This window comes from Agathobaculum sp. LCP25S3_E8 (genome assembly GCF_052117165.1).
Classification (GTDB): Bacteria; Bacillota; Clostridia; order Oscillospirales; family Butyricicoccaceae; genus Agathobaculum.
Genome location: NZ_JBQKJR010000033.1, coordinates 12,699 through 37,981, shown reverse-complemented (window position 1 = coordinate 37,981; position 25,283 = coordinate 12,699). Strand labels below are relative to the sequence as shown.

The 25,283-nt window shown below is 58.0% G+C and carries 23 protein-coding genes and 1 pseudogene; 19 read left to right on the top strand and 5 right to left on the bottom strand.

Going from position 1 to position 25,283, the window contains the following annotated elements:
• Nucleotides 1-111 precede the first annotated feature (111 nt).
• A pseudogene (locus ACTQ34_RS11535) lies at nt 112-480 on the top strand (methionine adenosyltransferase domain-containing protein); the annotation flags it as partial.
• A 41-nt stretch (nt 481-521) separates the two neighbouring features.
• On the opposite strand, the gene ACTQ34_RS11530 reads toward ACTQ34_RS11535, so the two are convergent.
• Entirely contained in the window at nt 522-794 is a 273-nt protein-coding gene (locus ACTQ34_RS11530) for an HU family DNA-binding protein (RefSeq protein ID WP_441363956.1), read from the bottom strand.
• Nucleotides 795-899: 105 nt separating this feature from the next.
• On the opposite strand from ACTQ34_RS11530, the gene ACTQ34_RS11525 reads away from it, so the two are divergent.
• From ACTQ34_RS11525 to ACTQ34_RS11470, 12 genes are all read left to right on the top strand, one after another.
• Nucleotides 900-1,664, top strand: coding sequence for a phosphoadenosine phosphosulfate reductase (locus tag ACTQ34_RS11525; RefSeq protein WP_441363955.1), 765 nt, complete (start codon nt 900-902; stop codon nt 1,662-1,664).
• A 14-nt stretch (nt 1,665-1,678) separates the two neighbouring features.
• Nucleotides 1,679-2,320, top strand: a complete 642-nt coding sequence (locus ACTQ34_RS11520; protein WP_441363954.1) for a hypothetical protein — start codon at nt 1,679-1,681, stop codon at nt 2,318-2,320.
• Complete coding sequence (locus ACTQ34_RS11515; protein WP_441363953.1) at nt 2,317-3,090, top strand: DUF7768 domain-containing protein; 774 nt, start codon at nt 2,317-2,319, stop codon at nt 3,088-3,090. Before ACTQ34_RS11520 ends, ACTQ34_RS11515 begins: the two co-directional genes overlap by 4 nt.
• Nucleotides 3,091-3,681, top strand: a complete 591-nt coding sequence (locus ACTQ34_RS11510; protein WP_441363952.1) for a hypothetical protein — start codon at nt 3,091-3,093, stop codon at nt 3,679-3,681.
• Entirely contained in the window at nt 3,671-4,399 is a 729-nt protein-coding gene (locus ACTQ34_RS11505; protein ID WP_024723025.1) for a DNA-methyltransferase, read from the top strand. Before ACTQ34_RS11510 ends, ACTQ34_RS11505 begins: the two co-directional genes overlap by 11 nt.
• A 93-nt stretch (nt 4,400-4,492) precedes the next feature.
• Nucleotides 4,493-4,780 carry a hypothetical protein gene (locus tag ACTQ34_RS11500; RefSeq protein ID WP_441363951.1) on the top strand — a complete coding sequence of 96 codons (288 nt, stop codon included), beginning with the start codon at nt 4,493-4,495 and terminating at the stop codon, nt 4,778-4,780.
• A complete protein-coding gene (locus tag ACTQ34_RS11495) occupies nt 4,773-5,570 on the top strand; it encodes a Fic family protein (RefSeq protein WP_441363950.1) in 798 nt (265 codons plus the stop codon). The genes ACTQ34_RS11500 and ACTQ34_RS11495 overlap by 8 nt, the downstream gene beginning before the upstream one ends.
• A 347-nt stretch (nt 5,571-5,917) precedes the next feature.
• A complete protein-coding gene (locus ACTQ34_RS11490; protein ID WP_441363949.1) occupies nt 5,918-6,229 on the top strand; it encodes a plasmid mobilization protein in 312 nt (103 codons plus the stop codon).
• A complete protein-coding gene (locus tag ACTQ34_RS11485) occupies nt 6,229-7,635 on the top strand; it encodes a relaxase/mobilization nuclease domain-containing protein (RefSeq protein ID WP_441363948.1) in 1,407 nt (468 codons plus the stop codon). The genes ACTQ34_RS11490 and ACTQ34_RS11485 overlap by 1 nt, the downstream gene beginning before the upstream one ends.
• Complete coding sequence (locus tag ACTQ34_RS11480; protein ID WP_441363947.1) at nt 7,616-8,350, top strand: DUF3801 domain-containing protein; 735 nt, start codon at nt 7,616-7,618, stop codon at nt 8,348-8,350. Before ACTQ34_RS11485 ends, ACTQ34_RS11480 begins: the two co-directional genes overlap by 20 nt.
• Nucleotides 8,351-8,422: 72 nt before the next feature.
• The gene (locus ACTQ34_RS11475) at nt 8,423-10,156 is read left to right on the top strand and encodes a VirD4-like conjugal transfer protein, CD1115 family (protein ID WP_441363946.1); all 1,734 of its coding nucleotides are present in this window, start codon (nt 8,423-8,425) and stop codon (nt 10,154-10,156) included.
• Entirely contained in the window at nt 10,153-10,479 is a 327-nt protein-coding gene (locus ACTQ34_RS11470) for a formate hydrogenlyase (RefSeq protein ID WP_441363945.1), read from the top strand. Before ACTQ34_RS11475 ends, ACTQ34_RS11470 begins: the two co-directional genes overlap by 4 nt.
• Before the next feature lie 48 nt (nt 10,480-10,527).
• Here the strand turns inward: ACTQ34_RS11470 and ACTQ34_RS11465 are convergent, their stop codons facing one another.
• Both ACTQ34_RS11465 and ACTQ34_RS11460 read right to left on the bottom strand, forming a co-directional pair.
• Entirely contained in the window at nt 10,528-10,830 is a 303-nt protein-coding gene (locus ACTQ34_RS11465; RefSeq protein WP_441363944.1) for a type II toxin-antitoxin system RelE/ParE family toxin, read from the bottom strand.
• Complete coding sequence (locus ACTQ34_RS11460) at nt 10,817-11,089, bottom strand: type II toxin-antitoxin system Phd/YefM family antitoxin (RefSeq protein WP_441363943.1); 273 nt, start codon at nt 11,087-11,089, stop codon at nt 10,817-10,819. Before ACTQ34_RS11460 ends, ACTQ34_RS11465 begins: the two co-directional genes overlap by 14 nt.
• A gap of 90 nt (nt 11,090-11,179) precedes the next feature.
• On the opposite strand from ACTQ34_RS11460, the gene ACTQ34_RS11455 reads away from it, so the two are divergent.
• Nucleotides 11,180-12,025, top strand: a complete 846-nt coding sequence (locus tag ACTQ34_RS11455; protein ID WP_441363957.1) for a hypothetical protein — start codon at nt 11,180-11,182, stop codon at nt 12,023-12,025.
• Between the two features lies 1 nt (nt 12,026).
• Here the strand turns inward: ACTQ34_RS11455 and ACTQ34_RS11450 are convergent, their stop codons facing one another.
• Entirely contained in the window at nt 12,027-12,365 is a 339-nt protein-coding gene (locus tag ACTQ34_RS11450; RefSeq protein WP_441363942.1) for a hypothetical protein, read from the bottom strand.
• Between the two features lie 102 nt (nt 12,366-12,467).
• On the opposite strand from ACTQ34_RS11450, the gene ACTQ34_RS11445 reads away from it, so the two are divergent.
• Genes ACTQ34_RS11445 through ACTQ34_RS11435 form a run of 3 tightly spaced genes read left to right on the top strand, consistent with a single transcriptional unit; the run spans nt 12,468 to nt 17,208 of the window.
• On the top strand, nt 12,468-12,821 hold the full coding sequence (locus ACTQ34_RS11445) for a PrgI family protein (RefSeq protein ID WP_441363941.1): 354 nt from the start codon (nt 12,468-12,470) through the stop codon (nt 12,819-12,821).
• On the top strand, nt 12,814-15,150 hold the full coding sequence (locus tag ACTQ34_RS11440) for a VirB4-like conjugal transfer ATPase, CD1110 family (RefSeq protein ID WP_441363940.1): 2,337 nt from the start codon (nt 12,814-12,816) through the stop codon (nt 15,148-15,150). Before ACTQ34_RS11445 ends, ACTQ34_RS11440 begins: the two co-directional genes overlap by 8 nt.
• Nucleotides 15,151-15,156: 6 nt before the next feature.
• Complete coding sequence (locus ACTQ34_RS11435; RefSeq protein ID WP_441363939.1) at nt 15,157-17,208, top strand: NlpC/P60 family protein; 2,052 nt, start codon at nt 15,157-15,159, stop codon at nt 17,206-17,208.
• Nucleotides 17,209-17,453: 245 nt separating this feature from the next.
• Here the strand turns inward: ACTQ34_RS11435 and ACTQ34_RS11430 are convergent, their stop codons facing one another.
• Entirely contained in the window at nt 17,454-18,038 is a 585-nt protein-coding gene (locus ACTQ34_RS11430) for a helix-turn-helix domain-containing protein (RefSeq protein ID WP_441363938.1), read from the bottom strand.
• 288 nt (nt 18,039-18,326) lie between these two features.
• On the opposite strand from ACTQ34_RS11430, the gene ACTQ34_RS11425 reads away from it, so the two are divergent.
• Entirely contained in the window at nt 18,327-20,690 is a 2,364-nt protein-coding gene (locus ACTQ34_RS11425) for a LuxR C-terminal-related transcriptional regulator (RefSeq protein WP_441363937.1), read from the top strand.
• Between the two features lie 65 nt (nt 20,691-20,755).
• Complete coding sequence (locus ACTQ34_RS11420) at nt 20,756-25,153, top strand: S-layer homology domain-containing protein (protein WP_441363936.1); 4,398 nt, start codon at nt 20,756-20,758, stop codon at nt 25,151-25,153.
• Nucleotides 25,154-25,283: the final 130 nt, after the last annotated feature.

The window sequence follows — 25,283 nt, the reverse complement described above, 5'->3', positions numbered from 1 at the left end:
GCCAATGAGGAAAACCTTCCTCCGCTGCGCAAGCGCGCACGGTGGGCGCAAAATCCGGCGCAGGTTGCCTAATTGAATTCGTTGGGTGTGCGGTTTTCTTGACTATTCCAGAAGGTGGACCGCAGTGGCGCGTACATGGCCCGTTATATTGCCAGGAATATCGTGGCGGCAGGACTGGCAAAGCGCTGCACCATCAGCCTTGCCTATGCCATCGGTAAGGCACAGCCTGTAGCGGTGACGGTGGATACGGAGCATACCGGCATCTATTCCGATGACGTGTTGGAACAGGCAGTCCGCACGGTATTCAACCTGACACCGGACGGCATGATCGGAACGCTGGGACTGGATCAGCCCATGTTCCAAAAGTTCTGCAATTACGGTCACTTCACCCATGCGGACGCGCCCTGGGAGCGCACGGATATGACAGAGGTGCTGGAATGTGCCTGTCATGCCAAGGACATGGGCGTATCGGACCGATAACAGAAAAGGCCCGCGAGAGATCGTCTCTCGCGGGCGTGTTATCACTGTACGGAATCCTTGAATGCCTTGCCGGGCTTGAAAGCCGGCGCCTTGGAAGCGGGGATTTCAATGGTGGCTCCGGTGGCGGGATTTTTGCCGGTGCGGGCGGCGCGCTCCTTCACCTCGAAAGTGCCGAAGTCCACCAGCTGTACCTTGTCACCGGACTTCAACGCAGCCTGCAGCGTGTCGACAAACGCATTCAGAGCGGTGTCACAGTCCTTCTTGGTAAGGCCGCTGGCTTCCGCCATGGCGGTGATCAGTTCTGTCTTATTCATCGTATTTCGTCTCCTTTATATCTAAAATGACCGGAAATGATATGCGCTATTATAGCAGACTCCCCACCTGCTGACAATACTGCAGCAAAAACAGAATCAGAGAGGATGATCACGATTTCAAAAGAAAAGAAGAAAACACCACATATTGCAGCCTGCTCCTTCGGCAAAGATAGCCTTGCTACGATCCTGCTGGCGCTGGAGCACGGGGAACCGCTGGATGAAGTGGTCTACTGTGAGGTGATGTTCGATAAAAGGACCTCCGGCGAGGTGCCGGAGCATCGGGCATTCATCTACGAGACTGCGATCCCCAGGCTGGAACAGTTGGGGGTCCCTGTCCGTGTGCTGCGTTCGGATAAGACCTATCTGGACCTGTTTGCCGGAGCCATTACCCGCGGTCCGAAAAAAGGACTTCGACGCGGATTCCCTCTGTGCGGGCATTGCTACGTTCAGCGGGACTGCAAGCTCCGTCCCATCCGCCGGTATAACAAGACTCTGACGCCGGATGCTGTGCAGTATGTGGGCATCGCCAGCGATGAGCCGGTGCGCTTGCGCCGCTTGCAGGGAAATCAGGTGTCCCTGCTGGAAAAATATCACTACACCGAAGAGGATGCAAAGCAGCTCTGCCAAACGGCAGGGCTGCTTTCACCTGTCTATGCGTTTACAGACCGTGGCGGCTGCTGGTTCTGCCCGAATGCCAAGCGGAAGGAACTGCGGCACCTCTATGACAACCATCCGAAGCTGTGGGCGAAAATGCTGGAACTGCAGGCAATGCCGGGAAAGGTGTCCGAGAAATTCAACCGCACGGAGCGCTTTTCCGACATCGATGCGGCATTCCGAAAAGAAGATGCCCTGTACCCAAAAGCGGCATAAAAAAGAAAAAGGAGATGAGAACCATCAGCAATCAGAAATATGAGATCACAGACATGGCCCATGAGGAATATCCGTTCCTGCACCGCATCCGTGCGCTGCGGGATATCTGCGGCGAGATCCGCGCAGGCGACATAGGTGGCTTCGTGGAAAGCGAAAGCAACCTGTCCGCGGAGCCGGGAGACTGCGCGTGGATCTTCGATGACGCCATTGCAGCGGGTGACGCCTATGTGGATCGGGACGCCTGTCTGCGGGGCGACGCCATTGCCTGTGGCAGCGCCTATGTTTCCAAAGGCAGCGTGATGAGCGGCCACAGCCGCGCCGAGGACAACGCCTATCTCCGCGGAGCCTCCATGACCGGAAAAGCGCTGGCTTCCGGAAACGCGCAGATCATTCACGATCCCCATACGATGGGGACTCCCATCCTGTCCGGCAACTGCAAGGTGTATGGCACGGTGCAGGGGGATATCCGCATCACCGGTTCTGCCGTGATCCTGCCCTGCGAGGAAGTCCGCAACGATACACGGGATACCTTTGTCCTGAGCGGCAAGAGCCGCAGCGTGATCCGCGGCATCGGGCGTGAGACAGTGCAACCCCTGCAAAAAGAAACAAGCCCTATGAAAACAAAAACGCCAAAGAAACGAGGTGTAGAGCGATGACCGTGTATGAGCAGGAACTGCGAAAGCTGTTTGAACATAGCAATCTCGTGGATCGGCCTCAATTTTCCGGGCGTGTGTGCGTGGGAGATCTCGGAAATGACCTGCGTGTACGGGCAGAGTTTCTCTCTACCCACATCTCCAGCCAATATGACGCCATCCGCCTCACGGTGCTCAACCGCACGGAGGGTGTGGTGGACCGGACGCTGCTGCGCTTTCAGGATGTCTGGGGCAAAAAGCAGGTGCCGAACAACCCGAACTTCCGCAGCGGCGTCATTCCCCACCTGTGGGATGACTACGGAAAAGTGGAGTGGTACGCCTATCACCCCACTGCCGCGGACTATGCCGCTCTGCGGGATGCCGTCGGTCAGTATCTGTCCGCATTCCGGGAGCGCACGCCGGAGCTGGAACGGAGCGGCCCCAAGCTGGTCTATATCTGTGCTCCGCTGCGGGGCGATGTGACAAACAATGTAGAGTTTGCGCGGCAGAAAGCGCAGGAGGTGTTTGCGGAGGGGAATATCCCCATCTGTCCGCATCTGCTGTTCCCGCCTGTCGCAGATCCCGCCGATCCCGCCCAGGACGAGAAAGCCAGGGCGATGGGACTGCGCCTGCTGGAATCCTGCCAGCAGATGAATGTGTACGGTCCGGTCTGGACGGATGGGATGTGGCAGGAGATCTACAAAGCCGGCGAGCTGGGCATCCCCGTGATGACGGATCAGACAACCATTGGACGGACGCCACCTGCACGGCATCCCAAAAGAAAGGAGAGATAAATGCCAATTGAAAAGATCAGCGCGGACGATCTGCGGGATATGGAGCATCAGGAGGGACTGGTGCTCCAGGGCTGCGGCGGTGAGGCGCGGGAGTGGCTGGATGGCATCAACGACCTGCTGACGCAGGACGGCATCCTGCAGAATGGCAGCCGCTTTGAGACGGTCAAGGTTTTTCAGCACGATGGACTCACCAATCTGCTGTTCCCCTTCGAGGACATTCAGGTGGACATGGGGAAACTGGCAATGTGGCGCTTGCAGACCCACGGCGCATTCGGAGGCACATGGCTTTCTGACTATGTTCCCAACAGACTGGGTGGATTCCACTCTGCCCGGCAGGAGAAACCCCGCCCTCTCTGCCCTCTGCTGGGGCAGGACGGCAACATCTTCCATCTGATGGGTATTGCCGCCAGAGTTCTCCGGCAGAATGGCATGGCGGCAGAAGCAAAGGAAATGCAGGCCCGCATCATGGGTGGAGCGTGCCGCAGCTACGAGGAAGCACTGGGAATCATCAGCGAATATGTGGAGACGGAGCTGTCTCCGCCCCGCGAAAATCGAACGAAAAAGAAGGAGAAGCATGAGTATGAGCGATAATCAGAAATGGAGCATCCTCCAGGGGGATGCTCTGAAGGTGCTGGGGACCTTTGCCCCCAACACCTTTGACGCTGTGATCACCGATCCGCCCTATGCGTCCGGTGGACGCACCCAGGCGGAGAAAAACAAATCCACCGCCCGGAAGTATTCCAGTATGGGTGAGAACGCGCCGCCCCCTTTCGATGGGGACGCCAAGGACCAGCGCTCCTGGACCCGCTGGGCGGCAGAGTGGCTGTATGAGGCAAGAAAGGTATGCAAGAGCGGCGCGCCGGTTTGTATGTTCATTGACTGGCGGCAGCTCCCGGCAGCCACCGACGCCCTGCAGTGGGCTGGCTGGATCTGGCGGGGCACCGCTGTCTGGGATAAGGGCAACAGCCGCCCGCAGAAGGGGCGCTTCCGCCAGCAGGCGGAATATATCGTCTGGGGCTCCAACGGCGATATGCCTATCAGCCGCCCGGTCCCGTGTCTGCCGGGCGTGTTCAAATACGGCAATCCTCAGAGCCGCATCCATCTGACGGAGAAGCCGCTGCAGCTGATGCGGGACATCGTGAAGATCACGGAACCGGGCGGGCATATTCTCGACCCCTTCGCCGGTTCCGGCACCACGGTGCTGGCGGCTGTGCAGGAGGGCTATACCGCCACCGGCATCGAAGTCACAGACACCTATGCGGAGCTGGCACGGGAACGTATCCGAGCCGAGCTGGAAAAGGCGGCATGATCTACTGGGCTGTCTGGCAACACTACTTGCTAAAACAGGGATAAGTCGGTATAATAAAAACAATAGAATGGTGTTACAAGCGAGGACGCAGGTATGAATGATCGAAACGCACAATATGATCCGGAAACGGGAAAGCCGCTGGACCAGTCCTATTTGGAATGCGGACTGCCGGAAGACCTCCACGAATCCATCCTGAGAATGGAGGAATCATGGAACATCATTGACAGCGGCAGGCAGGATAACCATTGGGATCTCTGGTGGTGCGACCTGAATGCGCTGATCAATTCATATGAAGTAGAGCAGGTCATCTCATCAGAACAGGCATGGTATCTGAGAGAAAAATATCTCCGTATGGAAAGAGAGGGCATCTCCTGTGAGTAATCATTTTGTACAAGAACTGATCGATAGATTCCAAATCGAGCAGAAGAAAAACGACCGCAGCGGTGTTTACGCTATTACGCAGAGAATGCTGGCCTACAATTCCAACAAAATTGAAGGAAGCACCTTAACAGAAAAGCAAACGGCCTCCCTGTTTGATACCGGCACCTTATCTGCTGAAGATGCGCTGATCCGAGCAAAGGACGTAGAGGAAATGACGGGGCATTTTCTGATGTTCAATGAAATGCTCAAGACCTACGATCAACCGCTCTCACACGAACTCATTAAACGATATCACTACAAGCTGAAAAGCGGTGTCTTTGAAGATATTGCCAACGGCTATCCCATCGGGGAATATAAGAACAGAAGAAACCGCGTCTCGGATATTGTCACGGCCCTGCCGGAAGAAGTGGAAGCGCGCATGACAGAATTGCTTGCGGGATACAATGCTCTCCCACAGCATACTCTGACGGATCTGGCTAAGTTCCACGCTGAATATGAGATGATCCATCCTTTTCAAGATGGAAACGGGAGAACCGGCCGCGTGATTCTGTTCAAAGAATGTCTGAAAAACGGATTGGTACCCTTCGTGATAAGTGATGATAAGAAAATCGAGTATTACCATGCGCTGAACACCGCACAGTCCAAAGGAGACTATGCGCCTCTTGAGGCATTCTTTGTAGAGGAACAGACGAGCTATTATCAACAGGTAGAAGGATTCGTCCTTCCCTTCGACGCAGCTCGAACTACTGCACGAAACAGCAGGCAGAAAACGGAAGAGATCGAGCGTTGATTCAATATTTGAACGGGCAGGGTGTCTTGATGACACCCTGCCGTTTCTATTTTGGGTGTTACATTGACACCCTGTGCGGAAGGACCCTGCGAAACCGGATGTCTGGCGCTGCCGCCAGGCATTTCTTTTTTTCTGGAAAAGGTGCGGACCGTGTCCGCCTGTATTGGAATCAACCTACCTCTCAAAGAGCGCCCCGCCGTCGGCGGGGAACAGCCAACGCCGCCGATGGCGGCGCTGGCGCAAGCATAGCGTTTGTATGACAAACGCGCTTGCTGGGGCATCCCCAGTCCCCAATGCCGCCTGCGGGCGGAAGATTTTGCGGCAGTGCCGCAGGAAAGGAGGGCGATATGCCCGGAAAAACACACATGATCTCCGTCCGGCTGACAGACGCGGAGCGCAGGAAGCTGTCGCAGATCTGCGCCGTCTCCGGCCTGCCGGTCAGCGCGGCGATCCGGGAGATGATCGGCGGCGTTGCCATCCGCCAGCGGCCACCGCAGGAGCTCCACGACCTGTATGTGGAGATCAACCACATCGGCAATAACATCAATCAGATCGCCCGCAAAGCCAACGCCGGCTTTGCGACGAAAGAGGATGTCAGGGAACTGAAATTCCTGATGCGGACGATAGAGACAAAAATGACAGAATTGGTGAAACAGTAATGGCAGTCACAAAGATCCTTGCCCGCAGAGCCGGTTTGGCGCAGGCCATTGCCTATGTGGTCAACGGTGACAAGACGGAGGAACAGGTGCTGACTGCCGCGCAGGGGTGCTCAATCGGAAGTGCCTGTGCCGAGATGCAGGATGCCAAGATCCGCTGGAATAAAACAGACGGAGTACAGCTCTATCATATCATCCAGTCCTTCCGTCCGGGCGAGATCACGCCGGGATTGGCGCTGGAGATCGCGCAGGAATTCGTGCGGGAGCATCTGCCCGGATACCAGGCGGTCATCGGCATCCATACAGACCGGGAACACATCCACGCCCATATCGTATTCAATTCCGTCAACCAGCTTACCGGAGGAAAATACCACAGCAATGCCCGAAGCTACTACCAGCAGATCCGTGCCATTTCAGACCGGCTCTGCCGGGAGCATGGATTATCTGTCATCGTGCAGGGCGAGCCTGCCAGGTCGGTCAGCTACATCGAGTGGCTGCGCCAGTCCAGGGGGCAGCCCACCTTCCGCTCCATGCTGGAGGCAGATCTGCGGGATGCCATCCGGGATGCCAACGACCTCGGTCACTTCTTCCTGCTCATGGAGCATAAGGGGTATGAGATCCATCATGGAGGCAGGATCGGCTTCCGCCTGCGGGGGCAGGATCGATACCAGTACCCCGGCAGGCAAGATCCGCTGTTCACAGAGGACGGTATCCGCACTGCCATCCAGGGCAACCTGGAACAGATCGAAGCGGGGCTGCGGCCTGTCTTGCCTGTGCGTCCGGCATATCAGCCGTATCGGAAGCATCCCAGATACAGCGGTTTCCTCGCCCTCTATGTCCATTATCTCTACCTGCTGGGCAAGATCGAAAAGCGGCAGTACCCGCCCCGCATGACGCCGCATCTGCGGCGGGCGGTCATGCACTTTGAGCGGTATCAGGCACAGTTCGCGTTCCTACGGGAAAATGACATCACAACGCCTGCTGACATGGCGGCATTCGAACAACGCACAGAGGAAACGCTGGGCAGATTGACAAAGCAGCGGACCCTCCTCAATGTGCGGAAGAAGAAACGCCAGCCGATCTATGCGGCGCTGGCAAACGCGGAGGCGCTGGAACCCAGCAGGGCGTTATACGAGGAAGGGCTCACCGGCATGGAGCAGGAATTCGAGCAGTATATGAAAGCCGTGAAGCTGCTGGAGGATAGCGGCATTCCGCGGGAGGTGCTGAAGAAAGAAAAGGCAGAAGTGTATGAGCAGCTCTCAGAGGTGAATCGGAAGATCCGGGCGGAGCGGGAAAAATGGAAGCTCTGTCGGGAAATCTGCCAGCAGACGCCTGCAATGGAGCAGGACATCCAGAAAACAGAAGAACATCAGAAGGAGGTGCAGGAACATGAACATCGGAGGCGGTGAAGCGGCGGACCAGCTGGTACGCATGATGCTCTCCGGCAGCGAGGTCGCTGTCCGGCTGAGCGGCTCCGCCATCAAAAATATGCTGGCGCTCACCATGGCGCTGGCGAAAAACCACAAGACCATTTCCGGTAAAGTCAATCTGGTCAAGATGCTGAAGGAGACCCGCGATGTGCGGCGATTTTCCATGTCACCGGAACAGTATCAGCAATTCAGGCAGCGGGCAGGAAAGCAGAAGATCCTGTTCTCTGCCATCCGCGATTCGGATAACAAGGGAAAAGTCGTGGATGTGATCATGCCGGTAACGGAGATCGACCGCGCCAATATGATCTTTGAGCGCATCCGCTATACCGGACAGCCGGAGCAGGCGCGGCAGGATGCCCCCTCTAAGGAGCAGGAAGCCCGTGTGGGACAGGAGGCGCCGCAGCGCGAACAGCAACGCCCTCGGCAGGAAGAAACGCCTGTAACGCCGCCTGTGGGCGAGCGGCAGGGGGTGACGCCAAAAAAAGGATCTCGGTCGGGAACAGACTTGCCAGATACCAAAGGCAGATCGACCTCATCCAGCGGCAGGGAAACGGCTGCCGGGACGATGACGAGTGAGCGCCCTTCGGTTCTGGAACGGCTGAAAGGCTATCAGGCGCAGCTGGATACCCGGCAGAAGTCTGCCCCGGCCAAGGAAAAGGTCCGTCAAAAAGTACGACCGGATAGGACAAAGTAAGGAAGCCGTTTCGTCAGCGAGGCCGGCAGAGCATTCTACTCTGCCGGCCTCGTATTTTTTATGCAGGAGGTGATGCGGCTGAAAAAGACATCCCAAACAACGGATCTGGTACTTGCCCTGTTCCTCTATATCCCTGTGGTATGGGCGGCGCTGCTGATCGCCCAGTCCCTTGGCGGCGGTCTGCCGGAGCTGCTATCAAACTTAACTGCCGCGCTGGAACGGCCTTTCCAGATCCAATGGACAGACAAGAGCCTGTTGTCCATTCTTGTCTGCACCGGCGCGTATCTCATGGGGCTGTGTCTTTATGCTTCCGGACAGGGCAGGACACGGGACGGCGAGGAACACGGCTCCGCCGCATGGGGCTCGCCCCGGCAGCTCAACGCGCAGTTCCGGCAGAAGCAGAACAAGATCCTCACCCGCCATGTGCGGCTGGGGCTGGATACCCACAAGCACCGGCGCTCACTGAATGTGCTGGTCATTGGCGGCAGCGGCGCCGCCAAGACGCGCGGCTATGTGAAGCCCAACATTCTGGAAGCAAACAGCAACTATGTGATCACAGACCCGAAGATGGAGGTGCTGACCGCCACCGGAGGGTATCTGAAACGGCAGGGATACGACATCCGAGTGCTGAATCTGGTGGATCTGTCGCAGTCGGATGGCTATAACCCCTTCCGCTACCTGCGGGATGAAAAAGACGCGCTAAAGCTGGTCAACACGCTGATCCAGGCAACGACGCCCAAGGGCAGTCACGAGTCCGATCCGTTCTGGTCGAAGTCCGAGACAGCACTGCTGCAGGCCATCATCCTCATGCTGTTCCAGGAAGCGCCGGAATACGAGCAGAATTTTTCCATGGTGATGCGCGTGCTGGAATATGCCGAAGTGAAGGAGGACGATGATGAGTATGTCTCCCCGCTGGATCTGCTGTTCCGGGCAATGGAGTATGAAAACCCGGAAAGCGTTGCCCTGCGGCAATATAAGGTTTTCAAGCAGGCTGCGGGCAAGACAGCGAAAAGCATTTTGGTGTCTGCAGCTGTGCGGCTGGCACCCTTCAATCTGCCGCAGATCAAAGCCATCACCGACCATGATGACATGGATCTCTACACGCTGGGAGAGCGAAAGTGCGCTCTGTACGCCGTCATCCCGGATAATGATACGACCTTCAACTTCCTCGTCAGCCTGCTGTACTCCCAGATCTTCCAGACCCTTTACTACTGCGCCGACCAGATCCACCATGGGGCGCTGCCCTGCCATGTGCATTTCATCTTGGATGAAGCGCCATCGGTCAATCTGCCGGGGCTGCCGCGGGAGCTTGCGACCATGCGCTCACGCAACATCTCCTGCAGCACCATCATCCAGAACATGGCGCAAATCAAGGAATTGTATAAGGACTCGTGGGAAACTATCCCCGGCAACTCGGACACGCTGCTCTATCTCGGCGGCAACGAGGCAAGCACCCACAAGTACATTTCCGAGGCGCTGGGCAAGTCCACCATTGACACCAGGACCCACGGGCAGACCAAAGGGCGGTCCGGGTCTTACTCCACCAACTTCCAGATGAGCGGCAGAGAACTGCTGATGCCGGACGAGGTGCGGATGCTGGATAACCGGTACTGCATCCTGTTCATCCGCGGCACACGGCCGGTGATGGACGAAAAGTATGAGCTCGTGGAGCATCCCGCCATCCGCTATACGATGGATGGCGGCGGACCGCCCTACATCCACCACGGGACGGCGGAGCCTCCCATTCCGGGAGAGCCGCTGTTCCAAACTGATTTTGACAATGAAAAGGAGAATGCTGCAGCATGAAACATGATTTGAATAACAAGAATTTTGAAAGAAAGGCAAAGCGCATCTACGCCGTCCTTGCCTGCACTGCGATGGTGATGATGGTCACCGCTGTTCCCGCACTGGCCGCAGACGACCCGCTGACGGTGGTCAACAACCTGTCCGATTTCATTTTCTCTCTGATCCGCGCCATTGGCCTCATCCTGCTGGGCTTCGGCATTTTGCAGGTGGGCCTGTCTCTCAAGAGCCACGATCCCTCCCAGCGCGCCAACGGTATGCTGACGGTGGCAGGCGGCATCGTCATTACCTTTACGAAGGAGATCCTTACTTTGATTACTGGCTGAAAGAAAAACGGCGGAGTGCATCGTTTTCAATGCACTCCGCCATCTGCTTCACAGCAATGCGCTGTAATCTCTGCGGGCATATAAAATTCTGCGAATTTGCACCGTGTCGCCAATAATGGCATAGAACACCAGATAATTTTTGACGATGAGATAGCGGTAGCCTTTTACAGCCAGCGCCAGATCCTTCGGCTTCGGACAGCGTTCTGGCATTTTGGATAAACTTGCGATCTCTTCGACCAGCAAGTCATAATACTTCGACGCAGCATCCGGAGATAGCGTGTTCAAATATCCAATCACTTCCTCCAAGTCCTGCTTGGCGGTGGGAAAGATTTTTATTTTATACGTTTCCATGGACACGCTCCCGCAGGTTCTTAGCCAGCGTCAGGAAATCCTCGCCCTCCGCACCGGAGGCAATCTCCTGTTCTGCCACGGCCAGCTTTCCATAGAGATCAATGAGTGCCTGCTGGCGCTCATACTCCTCCATACTGATCACTACCATATCGCCGGTGCCGTTGCGGGTGATATAAACGGGCTCACGAGTCTGGCGGCAGAAGTCCGAGATATCATTGGCATTGCTGCGAAGATCGGAAATTGGACGAATACTTGGCATACTATGCACCCCCTTGTTTTTAATCATAGTATAGCAAAATAATGAGCAAATATCAATACGAATTCTGAGCAAAGAAAGAAGGTGAAAACGATCGGAAGCGGAAACTGGATCGTAGACAATTTGAACTCTGCGCTGGAAATGTGGAACGGAAGGCTGGCAGAGATCTGGCAGCTCATCAGCACCTCGCCGGAGTCCTTCAAGGGCGGCGGTGTCTGGAATGTCATCGTGAATATCAACGATGGATTAAAAGCTGTGGGGTATGCGCTGTTGGTGCTGTTTTTCGTAATGGGCGTGGTCAAGACCTGCGGCAGCTTCACCGAGATGAAGAAGCCGGAGGTGGCCTTCAAATGCTTCATCCGCTTTGTGCTGGCGCAGGCGGCGGTGTCGTGGGGCATGGAGCTGATGACCGGCGCGTTTCGTGTTGCCCAGGGCATGGTGACGACCATCATGGATTCCTCCGGGCTGACGGCGATGACTGCCACCACATTACCGGATGAACTGGTGAGCATCATCGAGGATGTGGGATTTATCGAATCCATCCCGCTGTGGGCAGTGACGCTGCTGGGCTCGCTCTTTATCTGGGTTCTGTCCCTCGTGATGATCCTGACGGTGTATAGCCGCTTTTTTAAGCTCTACATCGCCACGGCCATCGCGCCTATCCCGCTGGCCAGCTTTGCGGGACAGCCCTCCAGCAGTATTGGCGTAGCCTTTCTGAAAAGCTATGCCGCCATCTGTCTGGAGGGCTGTATCATTGTATTGGCTTGTGTGATCTTCTCTGCCTTTGCATCGTCCCCGCCCGCCATCGCGGACGATACGCTGGCGGCAGCCACCATCGTGTGGAACTATGTGGGTGAGCTGATCTTCAATATGCTGGTGCTGGTGGGCGCGATCAAGATGAGCGACCGCATCATCCGGGAACTGATGGGCCTTGGCTGATTCAGCGCCACAGTCCCTCTGTGCTGACGGTATCCTCACCGCGCTCTCTGGCTTTGCGAACACGGTAGGAGAAATACTCCATAGCGGCAGCGTCATCTCGTGCCTGCGTGACAAAATCGCAGGCAAAGCGGATCAGCGAAAGCAGCCAGGACAATGCCACCAGCCCTACAAGGACGAACAGGATGCGGTCTGCCAGCACGGTATGGGCGCGATACCAGCCGTGGAACACCGTCAGCATGGACACGGTGTACAAAAGCGGGATGGTCATCCGCGTCAGCGCGGCCAGCCGGGAGAGAAGCGCCAGGACGCCGAGTCCGGCGATCACCAAAAAAGCGATCATGTGTCACGACCTCCTTCATCGGGTTTGTGGCATAGTACCATGACTGCGCAGACAAAGCAAGAGTCTGTTCAGCAAAACTCAGAAAAAATCGGAGGTGATCCATTGGAGGTCCGCATCAACAAAGAAGTACGAAATTACCAGGAGAGTCTATTCTTCGGCCTGTCCCTGCGGCAGCTGCTGTTCGCACTGCTGGCGGTGGCCGTGGCAGTGGGCGTATATTTCGGCCTGCGCCCTGTGCTGGGGAATGGGGAGATCGGCTGGGTCTGCGTGCTTGCAGCCTTTCCCTTTGCCCTGGGCGGCTTTTTTCAGTATAACGGCATGACGCTGGAACGCTTTCTGCTTGCGTATATCCGCTCGGAATTCCTGTTTCCCCGCAGGCTCGTGTTCAAATCGGACAACATATACGCCAAAGTTTTGGAAAATTCAACGATAAAGGAGGCACTCAAGCTTGATTAAAACTCTGCAAAATACACTGAAGCAGGACAAAGAAAGATTTATAGTTCCGAGATCTGTACAGGACATCATCCCCATCCGCCGCATCTGGCCGGATGGGGTCTTTCAATTTGGCAGCAAGTATTCTAAAACACTGCGTTTTAGCGACATCAACTACGCCATCGCCTCGAAAGAGGATAAGACAGCCATGTTTCTCAGCTATTCCGAGCTGCTGAACGCGCTGGACACCGGCTCCACCACGAAGATCACCATCAACAATAAGCGCCTGGACCGGCGCAATTTTGAGCAGGAGATCCTTATCCCGACCAAGGGAGATGATCTGGACGGCGGGCGTAAGGAATACAACGCCATGCTGCTGGATAAGGTGACGGACTCGTCCAACAGCGTGGTGCAGGAGCGCTACATCACCCTGTCCGTCCACAAGAAAAATGTAGAGGAAGCCCGTGCGTTTTTTGACCGCACGGTCCATGACGCCGCTTCCCGTCTGAACCACATGGACTCCCACTGTGAGGAACTGGATGCGGCAGACCGCCTCCACATCCTGCATGATTTCTACCGTGTGGGAGAGGAAAGCGAGTTCCGCTTTGACCTCCGGGAGAACATGAAGAATGGGCACTCCATCAAGGATGCCATCTGCCCGGACAGCATGGAATTCAAAAAGGACCATTTTATCATGGGCGGCAAATATGGCCGGGTGCTGTTTCTGAAGGAGTATGCCAGCTACATCAAGGATTCCATGATCAATGAGCTTACCAGCCTGAACCGAAGTCTCATGCTGTCTATCGACATCATCCCTGTCCCTACCGACGAGGCGGTGCGGGAGATGCAGAACCGCCTGCTGGGTGTGGAGACCAATGTGACCAACTGGCAGCGCCGGCAGAACGCCAACAATAACTTCTCCGCCGTTGTACCTTACGATTTGGAGCAGCAGCGCAAGGAGACCCGCGAGATGCTGGACGATCTCACCACCCGCGACCAGCGGATGATGTTTGCCGTGGTGACGCTGGTACATCTGGCAGACAGCAAGGAGGAATTGGACAGCGACACGGAAACGCTCCAGTCCATCGCCCGCAAGCACCTCTGCCAACTCACGACCCTGAACTGGCAGCAAGCGGACGGGCTGGTGACGGCGCTGCCGCTGGGCCTGCGCCGCATCGATGCACTGCGCACCCTGACCACGGAAGCGCTGGCTGTTCTCATGCCCTTTAAGGCCCAGGAGATCTGGGACCGGGGCGGTGTGTACTACGGGCAGAACGCCATCAGTAAAAATCTTATCGTAGCGGATCGCAGGCAGCTTCTCAATGGCAACGCATTCATTCTGGGTGTCTCCGGCTCCGGTAAATCCTTCAGCGCCAAGAAGGAGATGGTGTCTCTGGCGCTGTCCACGCAGGACGATATTATCGTGATCGATCCGGAGTCGGAGTACCGGCCCCTCATCGAAGGGCTGGGCGGTCAGGTCATCAACATCTCCGCCACCTCGCCCAACCATATCAACGCCATGGATATGGAGCAGGGCTACGGGGACGGAGAGAACCCCGTGGTGCTGAAATCCGAGTTCCTGCTCTCCCTCTGTGAACAGCTCATCGGGGCAGGCAAGCTGTCTGCCAAGGAAAAATCCGTCATCGACCGCTGCACCGCGCAGGTGTACCGGGACTATATCCGCAGCGGGTATCACGGCGCGGTCCCCACCTTGCAGGACTTCCACGCGGAGCTGCTCCGCCAGCCGGAAAAGGAAGCGCAGGATGTGGCGCTGGCCATCGAACTGTTTACAGACGGCAGTCTCAACACCTTTGCCAAGCCCACCAATGTGGACACCAACGCCCGTATCCTCTGCTACGATATCCGAGACCTTGGCAAGCAGCTTCTGCCGGTAGGAATGCTGGTGGTGCTGGACAGCATCTTCAACCGCATCATCCGCAACCGTGGGCTGAAGCGCAACACCTGGATCTATATTGATGAGATCTATCTGCTGTTCCAGCATGAGTACAGCGCCAATTTCCTGTTCACCCTCTGGAAGCGTATGAGAAAGTATCAGGCTTGCGGCACGGGGATCAGCCAGAATATCGAGGATCTGCTGCAGTCCCATACGGCCCGCACCATGCTGGCAAACTCAGAATTTCTCATCATGCTGAATCAGGCGGCCACAGACCGGGAGGAACTGGCGCGCCTGCTGAACATCTCGGATAATCAGCTCTCCTACATCACCAATGTGGACTCCGGTCGGGGGCTCATCAAATGTGGCAGCGCCATCGTGCCTTTCGTGGACAGTTTTCCCCGCCACACCAGGCTGTATCAGATGATGACGACTCGCCCCTCCGACCTTGTTGCGTGATGTGCTATGAAAAAAATCAAAGAAAAACCCACGCTCTCTGAACGCATCAAAGAAAAAGCGGTATCGACACCCAGAGAACTGCTGCACAGAGGTCTGGACGATGGTTCTGAGCGGCTGCGGACGCAGCTGCGGGATACGGCTCAGCACGGGCAGGCAGACGAGTACGGCGGTGACGCCGTTGAGGATACCGCCGCCCACGGCCTGCGTCGGGCAGAAAAGGAACTCACCCGGCAGCGGAAGAAGAAACCGCAGGAGCAGCCGCCGGAGGGCGGCGCTCCTGCTGCCGATGCCACAGAGCAAAAGCCTTCTGCTATCAAGGGAAAAGATACCACTTCTGCCGTTTCGCAGCCGCAGACCGCTGCGGAGCGTGGACGGCAGCAGGCGCGTCAGAACGCCGCGCAAAAAGCTGCCAAGATCAAGACCAAAGACGCCTATATCGGCGCACAGACAGAGACACAGGTCACAGTGGCAGCGGAACCGCAGCGGCAGGGGCAGAGAGTATTTATGGAGGAACGCGGGCGCAAAGCCGCCCGATGGCAGGCGGTGCAAAAACGAGCCGTATCGCGGCACCAGGTCAAGACGGCGCAAGCCTTGCATTCAGACAGGGACGGCAGCACCATGCCCGACAGGAAACGTTCAGCACAGACTCCTCACATTAAAGAGCGGGCGGCAACCAGCTTGCCAAAATCGGCGCGAAAACACAGTCTGCCAATGGAACGGAAAGTATCACCGACTTTGTCTCGTTCACGCAAGACGGGCGACGCGGTGAAAGCCGCAGAGTCCGCACAGAAGCAGGCGGTCATGCTGCAAAGCAGCGCCCATGCCGCACGGGAAGCAGTGGTGCAGACAACGCGGTATCAGCAAGCCGCGAAAGCGGCGCAGGCCACCGCGCAGAAAGCATCCCAGGCGGCGGGACGGGCGCTGCGGGCGATCCTGTCCGCCGCCAGAAGCCTTGCGGCGGCGATGATGGCGGGCGGCAGCACGGTCCTCTCAATGGTGTTAGTCATCTGCCTGATCGGGCTTCTGATCGCGTCGCCGTTTGGGATTTTCTTCTCCGGCGAGGACAGCGGCACCGGATATACGATGCCGGAGGCTGTGACCATGCTGAACGCGGAGTTCACAGACCGCATCGAGCAGATCAAGGTGGATAACCCTTATGACGAATTGGATATGGACAACGCGGGCAGCGCCGCTATGGTGGCGAACTGGCGGGATGTGCTGGCGGTCTATGCTGTGCGGACAACGACAGATGCAGCGTCGCCGGACGAGGTGGCGACGCTGACGGAAGAAAAGCTGGATATTCTGCGACAGATTTTCTGGGATATGAACGCCATCTCTTATTGGGTGGAAACCATCTCAGGCGACAAGGATGAAAGCGATACCGTCATCCTGCACATCACTGTCACAGTCAAGGATCATCTGCAAATGGCGGAGGAATACCATTTCACGGCAGAACAGAAGAAGCTGCTGGAGGAACTGATGCAGCCGGAGTATGAAGAACTGTTCATGCGGCTCACCGGCAGCTACCAGGATATTGCACTCGGCGATAAGGAAGCTGCGGAGATCATGAAAAAACTCCCTGCGGATATCAGCGAGGAGCGCAAGCAGGTGGTGCTGACGGCGTATCAGCTTCTGGGCAAGGTCAACTATTTCTGGGGTGGAAAGAGCCTTGTGCTTGGATGGGATTCTCGCTGGGGTACGCCTATGGAGGTCACGGCGGCAGGCAGCTCTACGACCGGAACGATGCGCCCATTCGGATTAGACTGTTCCGGCTTTGTCGATTGGGTGTTTTACAACCAGTCTGGCGGCAGTTATGTCATCGGCCATGGCGGTGGAGCGTCCAGTCAGCACAGCTATTGCACCGATATTTCATGGAGCGATGCCCAGCCGGGAGACCTTGTGTTCTATCCGGGAGACAGCCATGTCGGCATTGTCTGTGGATTTGACGGAAACGGCAATGTGCTTATCATCCACTGCGCCAGCGGGTACAACAATGTGGTTGTGACGGGAAAGAGCGGCTTTACATCTATTAGCCGCCCTGCATACTATGCCGATTAAAAATACCTCTTGTTTCCGCATGGTATCGTCTTTCTCTGATGCTGTCACGCTTTCCTATTTCCCGCCACCGGCAGGGCCACCTGGGTGATGAACTTGCTCGGGTCCTTGTGCTGGGGCGGGCCCTCCAGATAGGTGTGGCGCAGGGTGCCAAGCGGCGTTAGACCGTGGGCGGCGGCATGGTCCTGAAGCTGCCGCCCTACGGCAGGGAGTTCCTCGTAGGCTCCGTGGTGGTAGATGCAGATTGCCTACACTTCCGGCAGCTCCACCACAAATTCACCTTGGCTGCCTGCGGGAACTGCCACACAGAAAGCGGCTTCTCCCGAACGGTCAATGGGATATTCGATGAAGTACATCCGCCGGGTGATGTCCGTTCCGTAGGAGCGCATGGCCTCCAGCGCCGTATTACGCAGCAGGACGGTGCGCTCGGCCACGGAACCGCTCGGATAGATGCGGCGATACACCAGCTGCGGCGGCAAAAATATCTCCTTGACCTGTTCAGAGCTGATCTTAGCCCGCTCGTAGAGCTTTTCGATGTTGAGGTTCAGCTCATCGCGCATCTTTTCCAGCCGCTGAATCAGCGGCAGCAGGTCGGCGGAGTCGTTGAAGTAGTCCCGGATCTCATCCAGCGTCAATCCAAGGTTTTGCAGGCTGCGGATACTGCGCAGCAGAGTGAAGGTGTCAATACCGTAATAGCGGTTGCCGGTGGCGGTATTTCGGGTGTCGGGCTGAATGAGTCCCCGCTCCTCGTAATGGAGGATAATGCGGCGGGTGACGCCCAGCGCTTTGGCAATTTCCCCAATGGAAAAAAGATTTTCTTCATTTTTGGACATAATTTTACCTCAAAAAGCAAAAAAAGACTTGCACTGCACTCCGACAGCCTTGCTTTCTCTATGGCCGCCCCTGGTTTTGACGGTTACGATAGGAATATTGTTATTGACAATTTGCAAAAATCATTCCTCTCATACTTTGGAACGATTTACATTTTCGTCAGGGGTTGTATAATAAACTTGAGTTATAATCAATTTCGTCGAAAGAGGTATTGACAGGGGGGCGCGCCCCCCTGTCCCGTAGGGTGCCCCTACGGGACAATCCCACTCTGGCGCAAGGGAGGGAAACGCTTGCAGGACAACATCATCGTAAAACCGTCCGTTGAGAAGCAGTTTGACCGTTTTTTGCGGCAGGGCCGCGCACTCTTTTTCAGCGCACCCTGCGGCTTTGGAAAGACAGTGCTGGCCGATACGCTGTTGGATGGGCGGCCCGTTCTGCGGCTGAACGCGGCAGATACCGGCTTTGCGCTGCCCTCTCTGGAAGATGCGTGGGACATCCTGCTGATCGACAACATTCAGGATATGCAGGAGGAGCAGGACTGGAATGCCCTGTGCGAGCTGATCCGCGCCTGCCCTGAGCGCCGCTTCGTCCTGCTCTCCCGCGGCCCGCCGCCGGGGAGCCTCATGGCCTTTCAATACACGGGGCTGATGACGGTGCTGGAGACCGACGACCTGCTCTTTGATGCGGATGATGTGCGGCGGCTGCTCCGGCTTTACGGCGTGGAGGCGGCAGACAGTGAGATCGACGGGATACGGAAGGAATCCATCGGATACCCACTGGGCGTGGCCATCACGGCGCGGCATCTGTCCGGCGGAAAGCATTTTTCGCCGGAGATCGTGGCGCGGGTGTTCCGGGAGGTGTTTCTCTACTTCGAGACCGCCATCTACCGGCGCTTTGACCTGCCGGTGCGCCGTTTTCTGCTGGAGCTTGCGCCGTTTGAGAGCTTCGACCTGGAAATGGCGCGGATGGTCAGCGGCGATCCACGGGCCGGCGACCTGCTGGACTGGCTGCTGCGCTATACCACCATGTTCCGCTGCGACGACCGCCAGCACTATCACTTCTGGTCCGGTTTCCGGGAGTTCCTTCTCTGGGAGATGGAGCGGGAATACACAGAGGAAAAGCGCCGCGCGCTGCTCAGCCGCGGCGGGCTCTACTACGAGCTGAAGGAGGACTACGCCCGCGCGCTGGAATGCTACACCAGCGGCGGCGACCACTCCAAGGTGTCCGAGTTGCTGGTGCGCAATGCAGAACTCCACCCCGGCATGGGCCACTATGCCGAGATGGAAAAATACTACCGAAGTCTGCCGGAGGCGGAAATTCTCGCCTCTCCCTCGCTGATGCAGGGCATGAGTATGCTCTGCGCGCTGGCCATGGATTACGAAGGCTCGGAGCGCTGGTACGGCGAGCTGCAAGCATTTGCCGAACACTGCGGCAGACAGGATGCCGCCGGGAAGCAGGCCCGCAGCCGCCTTGCGTGGCTGGACATCTCCCTGCCCCAGCGGGGCGTGAACGGCTTGACGGAAACCATCCCAGCTGTGTTCCGGCTGCTGATGAACAAGGAAGTGACGCTGCCGTCCTTCTCCGTCACCAGCGCCCTGCCCAGCATCATGAACGGCGGCAAGGACTTCTCCCCGTGGAGCAAAAAGGACGACCTGCTCTACAAGACCCTCCGCATCCCCGTGGAGGCGGTGCTGGGGCGGGACGGCGTGGGTCTTGCGGACTGCGCCATCGCCGAGAGTAAGTTTGAAAAGGGCGAGGACGTCGCCGGTCGGATGCTGTCCCTTCTCCCGCAGCTCAACGAGGTGCGCAACCGCGGCGCGCCGGACACGGAGTTCGCCATCAGCGGTCTGCTGGCCCGCAGCCAGCTGGCAAACGGACAGCCCACCGACGCGCGGCGCACCATCGAGGTGCTCCGCGAACGCTTTGCCGAGCGGGGCCTGACCCGGTTTTTCCCCAACATGGATGCCATGCTCTGCCGCCTTTCGCTGCACACGGGAGATATCGATGCGGCGGACGCGTGGTATCGGGAAAAAGCGCCCCGAGAGCCGACGCATTTGAACGTCATGCGGCGCTACCAATATCTCACCCAGGCCATGGCGGAGCTGGCGGACGGCAGGCCGGACGCGGCGCTGCTGACGCTTGCCCCGCTGGAGCCGTACATCCCAAACTGCGCCCGCATCATCGACGGGATTCACCTGAACATTTTGACGGCCATTGCCCTGCACCGCAAGCGGGACGAGGGGTGGCGCGGACGATTGATGGCGGCGCTGGACGCGGCGGCGGAGTACCGCTTCATCCGCACCGTCAGCGTATACGGCACGGCGGTGCTGCCGCTGCTGGAGGCGCTGGACTGGGACGGTGACAAAGCATGGCGCAAGCGGCTGATGGCGGCGGTGCGGACGCAGGCGGCGTTTTACCCCCATTTCCTCGAACCCCGCCTTGCCCCCGGCGAGGAGCTGACACCCACGGAACTGCAAATTCTCCATCTGCTCTGCGCGGACAAAAGCAACGCGGAGATCGCCCGGATCATGGACGTGAAGCTGCCGACCGTGAAGACCCATGTCAGCCACATCCTCGACAAGCTGGACGTGAAGCGCCGGGCGGAGGCCAAAACCGCCGCGAAAAAGCTGCATTTAGTGCAGGACGACCTGTAAAAACAGCATCCGGCAGATGCCGGTTTTCCATATAAAAGCAAGACGATTTTTCAAGGAGGAAGAATATGAAAAAACGAGTATTGAGTATGCTCATGACGCTGGCGCTCTGCCTGTCGCTGCTGCCCACGGCGGCGCTGGCGGCGGACCCGGAGGCAGCCCCGGCGGAACAGTTTTCCGGTCTCACCCTCGGCGAGACCTACTGGTTCGACCTGTCCGGGGCGGGCATTCCGGGCACCGTGAACGAAGGGAACAGTGAGGGCGCGGCCGCTGTGCCGGACAAGACCCTCCGATGGGTGCCCTTCACCTACGCGGGCACCGTGAAAGCTTATGTGCTGAACGAGAACTCCAGCGGTGTAAAGACCGCTTCAGAGGCGGCGGCAAGCACGACTTCCCCCGATGGGCAATACGGCTACACCTATGACCACAGCCTGTTTATCGCGGACTACGCCGTGACCCATACCGTCAGCTGGGATGAGCTGAATGAGAAGGGTCTGATTTTCGGCACGGCCTATACCAGCGGCGGCGTGGACTACACCCTCCGCGCGCCCTCGGCGGGGAGCAGCGACGACGGCGCTTCGGGCGGCGCCCCGGCAAGCAACGAGTGGGACATGATTTTGGCCAAAAACAGCGTTGATATCAAAAACTGGAACAATATGTATTCCTGGGGGCAGGATACTGCTGACCTGGTTGACCAGTATGATTCTTCGTTTCGCCCGAACCGTGGGCACGGCTCGGCCCGCCACTGGGATTGCAGCGATGCTACGATCCAGTTCGCGGTCGTCGGTTTCCGCCCCGTCCTTGAAATTCTGAACCCTGACACACTGGGCCCTGACAGCCTGACGACCGTCACGCTGGACCTGAACGGCGGCTCCATCGGCTCCATCACCGGGACGGTCAATTTGGCGGTGAAGTCCGACTTCAATCTTGCCCTCCCCGGCGGCAAGGACGTAACCCGCCCCACCGGGAATACCGGCGCCTACTTCAAGTGGCAGGACAGCAACGGCAACTTCTACGAGCCGGGCGAGCCGGTCCCCGCCAACGTGACCCGCCTGACCGCCCTGTGGGCGCCGCCCGAACAGTTTTCCGGTCTCACCACCGGCGGAACCTACTGGTTCGACCTGTCCGGGGCGGGCATTCCGGGCAACAAGAACGGCAGCCTGCCGGACAGCGCCCTGCACTATGTTCCCTTTACTTATGCCGGAACGATAGAAGCCTACAAGCTCACGTCTGCGACGGCGACCACCGAGGAGTATGCACAGCGGGAAAAATATCCCCACAGCCTGTTTGTGGCGGACTACAATGTAACGCATACGGTAAGCTGGAATGACCTGAATACCGCAAATCTGATTTTCGGCAAGGGCTATGTCGCCGGCGGCGTGGACTATACTCTCCGCGCCCCCTCTGTGGGGAGCAACTATACTGGCTCTGATGACAGTGAGCGCAGCACGCCCCAAAGCAACGAATGGGATCAGATTTTAGACAAAGACAGTGGCTATATCAAAAACTGGCCAGATATATATTCCTGGGGACAGGACACCGCTACTACTAATGAGTCGTTCCGTGCGGTTCGCGGGTACGACTCGGCCCGCTACGGGAATTACCGCAGTGCTGCGTACCGGAACGCGATCCTCGGTTTCCGCCCCGTCCTTGAAGTCCGGAACCCTGGCACCCTGGGCCCTGACAGCCTGACGACCGTCACGCTGGACCTGAACGGCGGCCATGTGGGACGTGATGCTACTGCTGTTACTGTCAATTTGGCGGTGAAATCCAGCGGGACATACACCGCTCCCAGCAGCGACGGCCTGACCCGCCCCACCGGGAACGACGGCGCCTACTTCAAGTGGCAGGACAGCAGCGGCAACTTCTACGAGCCGGGCGCGCAGATCACCGCCGGCGTGACCAGCGTGACCAGACTGACCGCCCGGTGGGAAAAGGATGTTCCCACGCTGACCGCCCCCACCGCAAACACTCTGGTCTATAACGGCAGTGCGCAGGCGCTGGTCACCGCCGGTACTACAGCGGACGGCACCATGCAGTACAGTCTGAATAATGCAGACTGGAGCGACAGTGTTCCCACCGGCACCACCACCGGCAGCTACACCGTTTATTACAAGGTCGTGGGCGACAGCAACCACACCGACAGCGAGCCGGCTTCGGTCAGCGTCACCATCGCGCCCAGGTCCATTGCGGACGCTTCGGTCACGCTGGGTGAATCGCTGACCTACAACGGCTCCAGCCAGACCCAGACGGTTACCGTGAAGCTTGGTGAAGTGGATATCACCAGCTCCTGCAACGTGTCCAACAATGTGCAGACCAACGCCGGCAGCTACACCCTGACGGTCACGGCCAAGGACGGTTCCAACTACACCGGCAGCGTGACCAAGGACTTCACCATCGCCAAAAAGTCCATCACGCCCACCATTGCAGTGAGCGGAACCTACACCTTCACCGGCAGCGCCATCACGCCCGCCTTCACGGTGAAGGACGGCGACACCGCTCTGACCGCAGATGATTACACCGCCGTTTTCGCCGACAACATCAACGCCGGCAGCGGCAAGGTCACGGTCACGGAAAAGACGACCGGCAACTACACCTTCAGCGAAGCGCAGCAGAGCTTTACCATCGGCAAGGCCGCCGCGCCGACGCTGGACAACATTTCTGTCAGCCAGAAGTACACCGTGACCACCCAGCAGAGCAAAGACATCGGCCGAGCGGGGATGCCTGATGACGCCGGCACCCTGGCCTATGCCAAGGGCACTGAGGAAGAGATTACCTACGTCAGCAGCTGGAACGTGGAACCCGATACCGGTAAAGTGACCTTCACCCTGTCCGGCGGCGCAGCAGGCAGCACTGTGACCCTGCCCATCAAGATCACCTCCACCAACTACGCGGATTCCACCGTCAATGTGGTGATTACCCTGACGGATAAGGATGTTCCCACGGTCAACGCCAACGACATCACCGTGACCTACACCGGCTCCGCTGTTCCGAACAGCGCCATTACCGGCACCGCCAGCGTGGCCGGTAGTTGGCGCTTCAAGAACGCGGCTCCCGTGAAGGTTGCGGACAGCAGCGACAGTGTGACCGTGGTGTTCACCCCCGCGGACACGGACACCTATGAAACGGTTGAGGATTTCATCAAGGTGACCATCAACAAGGCCACCCCCACCGGAACGCCCGCTTACACCGCCATCACCACCGGCGGCAAGACTCTGGCGGACGCGGCGCTGGCTATCGGCACCATCACGCCGACCGGCGGCTCCATCGCGTGGGACGTTGCCGCCGACACCGCTGTGACAGCCAACACCGCCTACAACTGGACTTATACCCCCACCGACCCGGACAACTACAACCATCTGACCGGCAGCATCACGCCTTATGTGGTGTCCTACTCCGGTGGAGGCTCCTCCGGCAGCTCCAACACCACCACCAAAACGGAGAAGAACCCGGACGGCTCCACCACCACGACCGTGACCGACAAGAAGACGGGCACCGTGACCGAGACCACCAAGAACACCGACGGCAGTACCACCGTTGTGGAGACCAAGAAGGACGGCACCGTCACCGAGACCAACAAGACCGCTGACGGCACCACCGGCACCGTGGTCACCGACAAGAACGGCAGCGTAACCGAAGTGAAGTCCACCGTTTCCACTGCTGCCGCGAAGGAAGCCGCCAAGACCGGCGAGGCTGTGACTCTGCCTGTGGAAGTCCCCGCCGCTAAGACCACCGAGGACGCTCCCGCCGTGGAAATTTCCGTGCCCAAGAGCACCGGCTCCGTCAAGGTGGAAATTCCTGTGGGGAAGGTCACCCCCGGCACCGTGGCTGTCATTGTCCATGCCGACGGCACCGAGGAAATCGTCAAGACCTCCATTCCCACCAAAACCGGCGTGGCGCTGAAACTTGAAGGCAGTGCCACCGTGAAGGTCATTGACAACGCCAAGAAATTCTCCGATGTACCCGCAAGCCACTGGGCCAGCGAAGCGGTTGCCTTCGCCTCCGCCCGGGGCATCACCGGCGGCACCTCCGACACCACCTTCTCTCCGGACGCTTCCTGCACCCGCAGCCAGATCGTCACCTTCCTGTGGCGGGCGGCCGGATCTCCTGAGCCCAAGGGCTTGAGCAGCCTTTCCGATGTTCCCGCCGACGCCTACTACGCCAAGGCGGTGGCCTGGGCACTGGAAAACGGCATCACGGGGGGAACCGGCAATGGCATGTTCAGCCCCGACGCCACCTGTACCCGCAGTCAGAGCGTGACCTTCCTCTATCGTGCCGCCGGGTCTCCCACGGCTTCTGATGACATCGCGTTCGGCGATGTTACCGCTGAGAGCTACTATGCCGACGCCGTGGCCTGGGCCGCGCAGAACGGCATTACCAGCGGCATTGGCAGTGGGCTCTTTGGACCTGCCAATGAGTGCTCTCGGGCTCAGATCGTGACCTTCCTCTATCGGAGCGCAAAGTGATTTTAGGGCGAACCTGATTCCGGTTTTCGGCTCAACGCCCGCTCCGGAAGGGAATTTTTATCACATAATCTTACAAAACAGTACAGCAAAAAGGCTTTGGACAGGGGGGTACCCCCCTGTCCCCGCAGGG

Bases quoted from the DNA above. Each gene is read 5' to 3' on its own strand.
- ACTQ34_RS11530 (WP_441363956.1), bottom strand. From the start codon at position 794: ATGAATAAGACAGAACTGATCACCGCCATGGCGGAAGCCAGCGGCCTT.
- ACTQ34_RS11525 (WP_441363955.1), top strand. From the start codon at position 900: ATGATCACGATTTCAAAAGAAAAGAAGAAAACACCACATATTGCAGCC.
- ACTQ34_RS11520 (WP_441363954.1), top strand. From the start codon at position 1,679: ATGAGAACCATCAGCAATCAGAAATATGAGATCACAGACATGGCCCAT.
- ACTQ34_RS11515 (WP_441363953.1), top strand. From the start codon at position 2,317: ATGACCGTGTATGAGCAGGAACTGCGAAAGCTGTTTGAACATAGCAAT.
- ACTQ34_RS11510 (WP_441363952.1), top strand. From the start codon at position 3,091: ATGCCAATTGAAAAGATCAGCGCGGACGATCTGCGGGATATGGAGCAT.
- ACTQ34_RS11505 (WP_024723025.1), top strand. From the start codon at position 3,671: ATGAGCGATAATCAGAAATGGAGCATCCTCCAGGGGGATGCTCTGAAG.
- ACTQ34_RS11500 (WP_441363951.1), top strand. From the start codon at position 4,493: ATGAATGATCGAAACGCACAATATGATCCGGAAACGGGAAAGCCGCTG.
- ACTQ34_RS11490 (WP_441363949.1), top strand. From the start codon at position 5,918: ATGCCCGGAAAAACACACATGATCTCCGTCCGGCTGACAGACGCGGAG.
- ACTQ34_RS11485 (WP_441363948.1), top strand. From the start codon at position 6,229: ATGGCAGTCACAAAGATCCTTGCCCGCAGAGCCGGTTTGGCGCAGGCC.
- ACTQ34_RS11480 (WP_441363947.1), top strand. From the start codon at position 7,616: ATGAACATCGGAGGCGGTGAAGCGGCGGACCAGCTGGTACGCATGATG.
- ACTQ34_RS11475 (WP_441363946.1), top strand. From the start codon at position 8,423: ATGCGGCTGAAAAAGACATCCCAAACAACGGATCTGGTACTTGCCCTG.
- ACTQ34_RS11470 (WP_441363945.1), top strand. From the start codon at position 10,153: ATGAAACATGATTTGAATAACAAGAATTTTGAAAGAAAGGCAAAGCGC.
- ACTQ34_RS11465 (WP_441363944.1), bottom strand. From the start codon at position 10,830: ATGGAAACGTATAAAATAAAAATCTTTCCCACCGCCAAGCAGGACTTG.
- ACTQ34_RS11460 (WP_441363943.1), bottom strand. From the start codon at position 11,089: ATGCCAAGTATTCGTCCAATTTCCGATCTTCGCAGCAATGCCAATGAT.
- ACTQ34_RS11450 (WP_441363942.1), bottom strand. From the start codon at position 12,365: ATGATCGCTTTTTTGGTGATCGCCGGACTCGGCGTCCTGGCGCTTCTC.
- ACTQ34_RS11435 (WP_441363939.1), top strand. From the start codon at position 15,157: ATGAAAAAAATCAAAGAAAAACCCACGCTCTCTGAACGCATCAAAGAA.
- ACTQ34_RS11430 (WP_441363938.1), bottom strand. From the start codon at position 18,038: ATGTCCAAAAATGAAGAAAATCTTTTTTCCATTGGGGAAATTGCCAAA.
- ACTQ34_RS11420 (WP_441363936.1), top strand. From the start codon at position 20,756: ATGAAAAAACGAGTATTGAGTATGCTCATGACGCTGGCGCTCTGCCTG.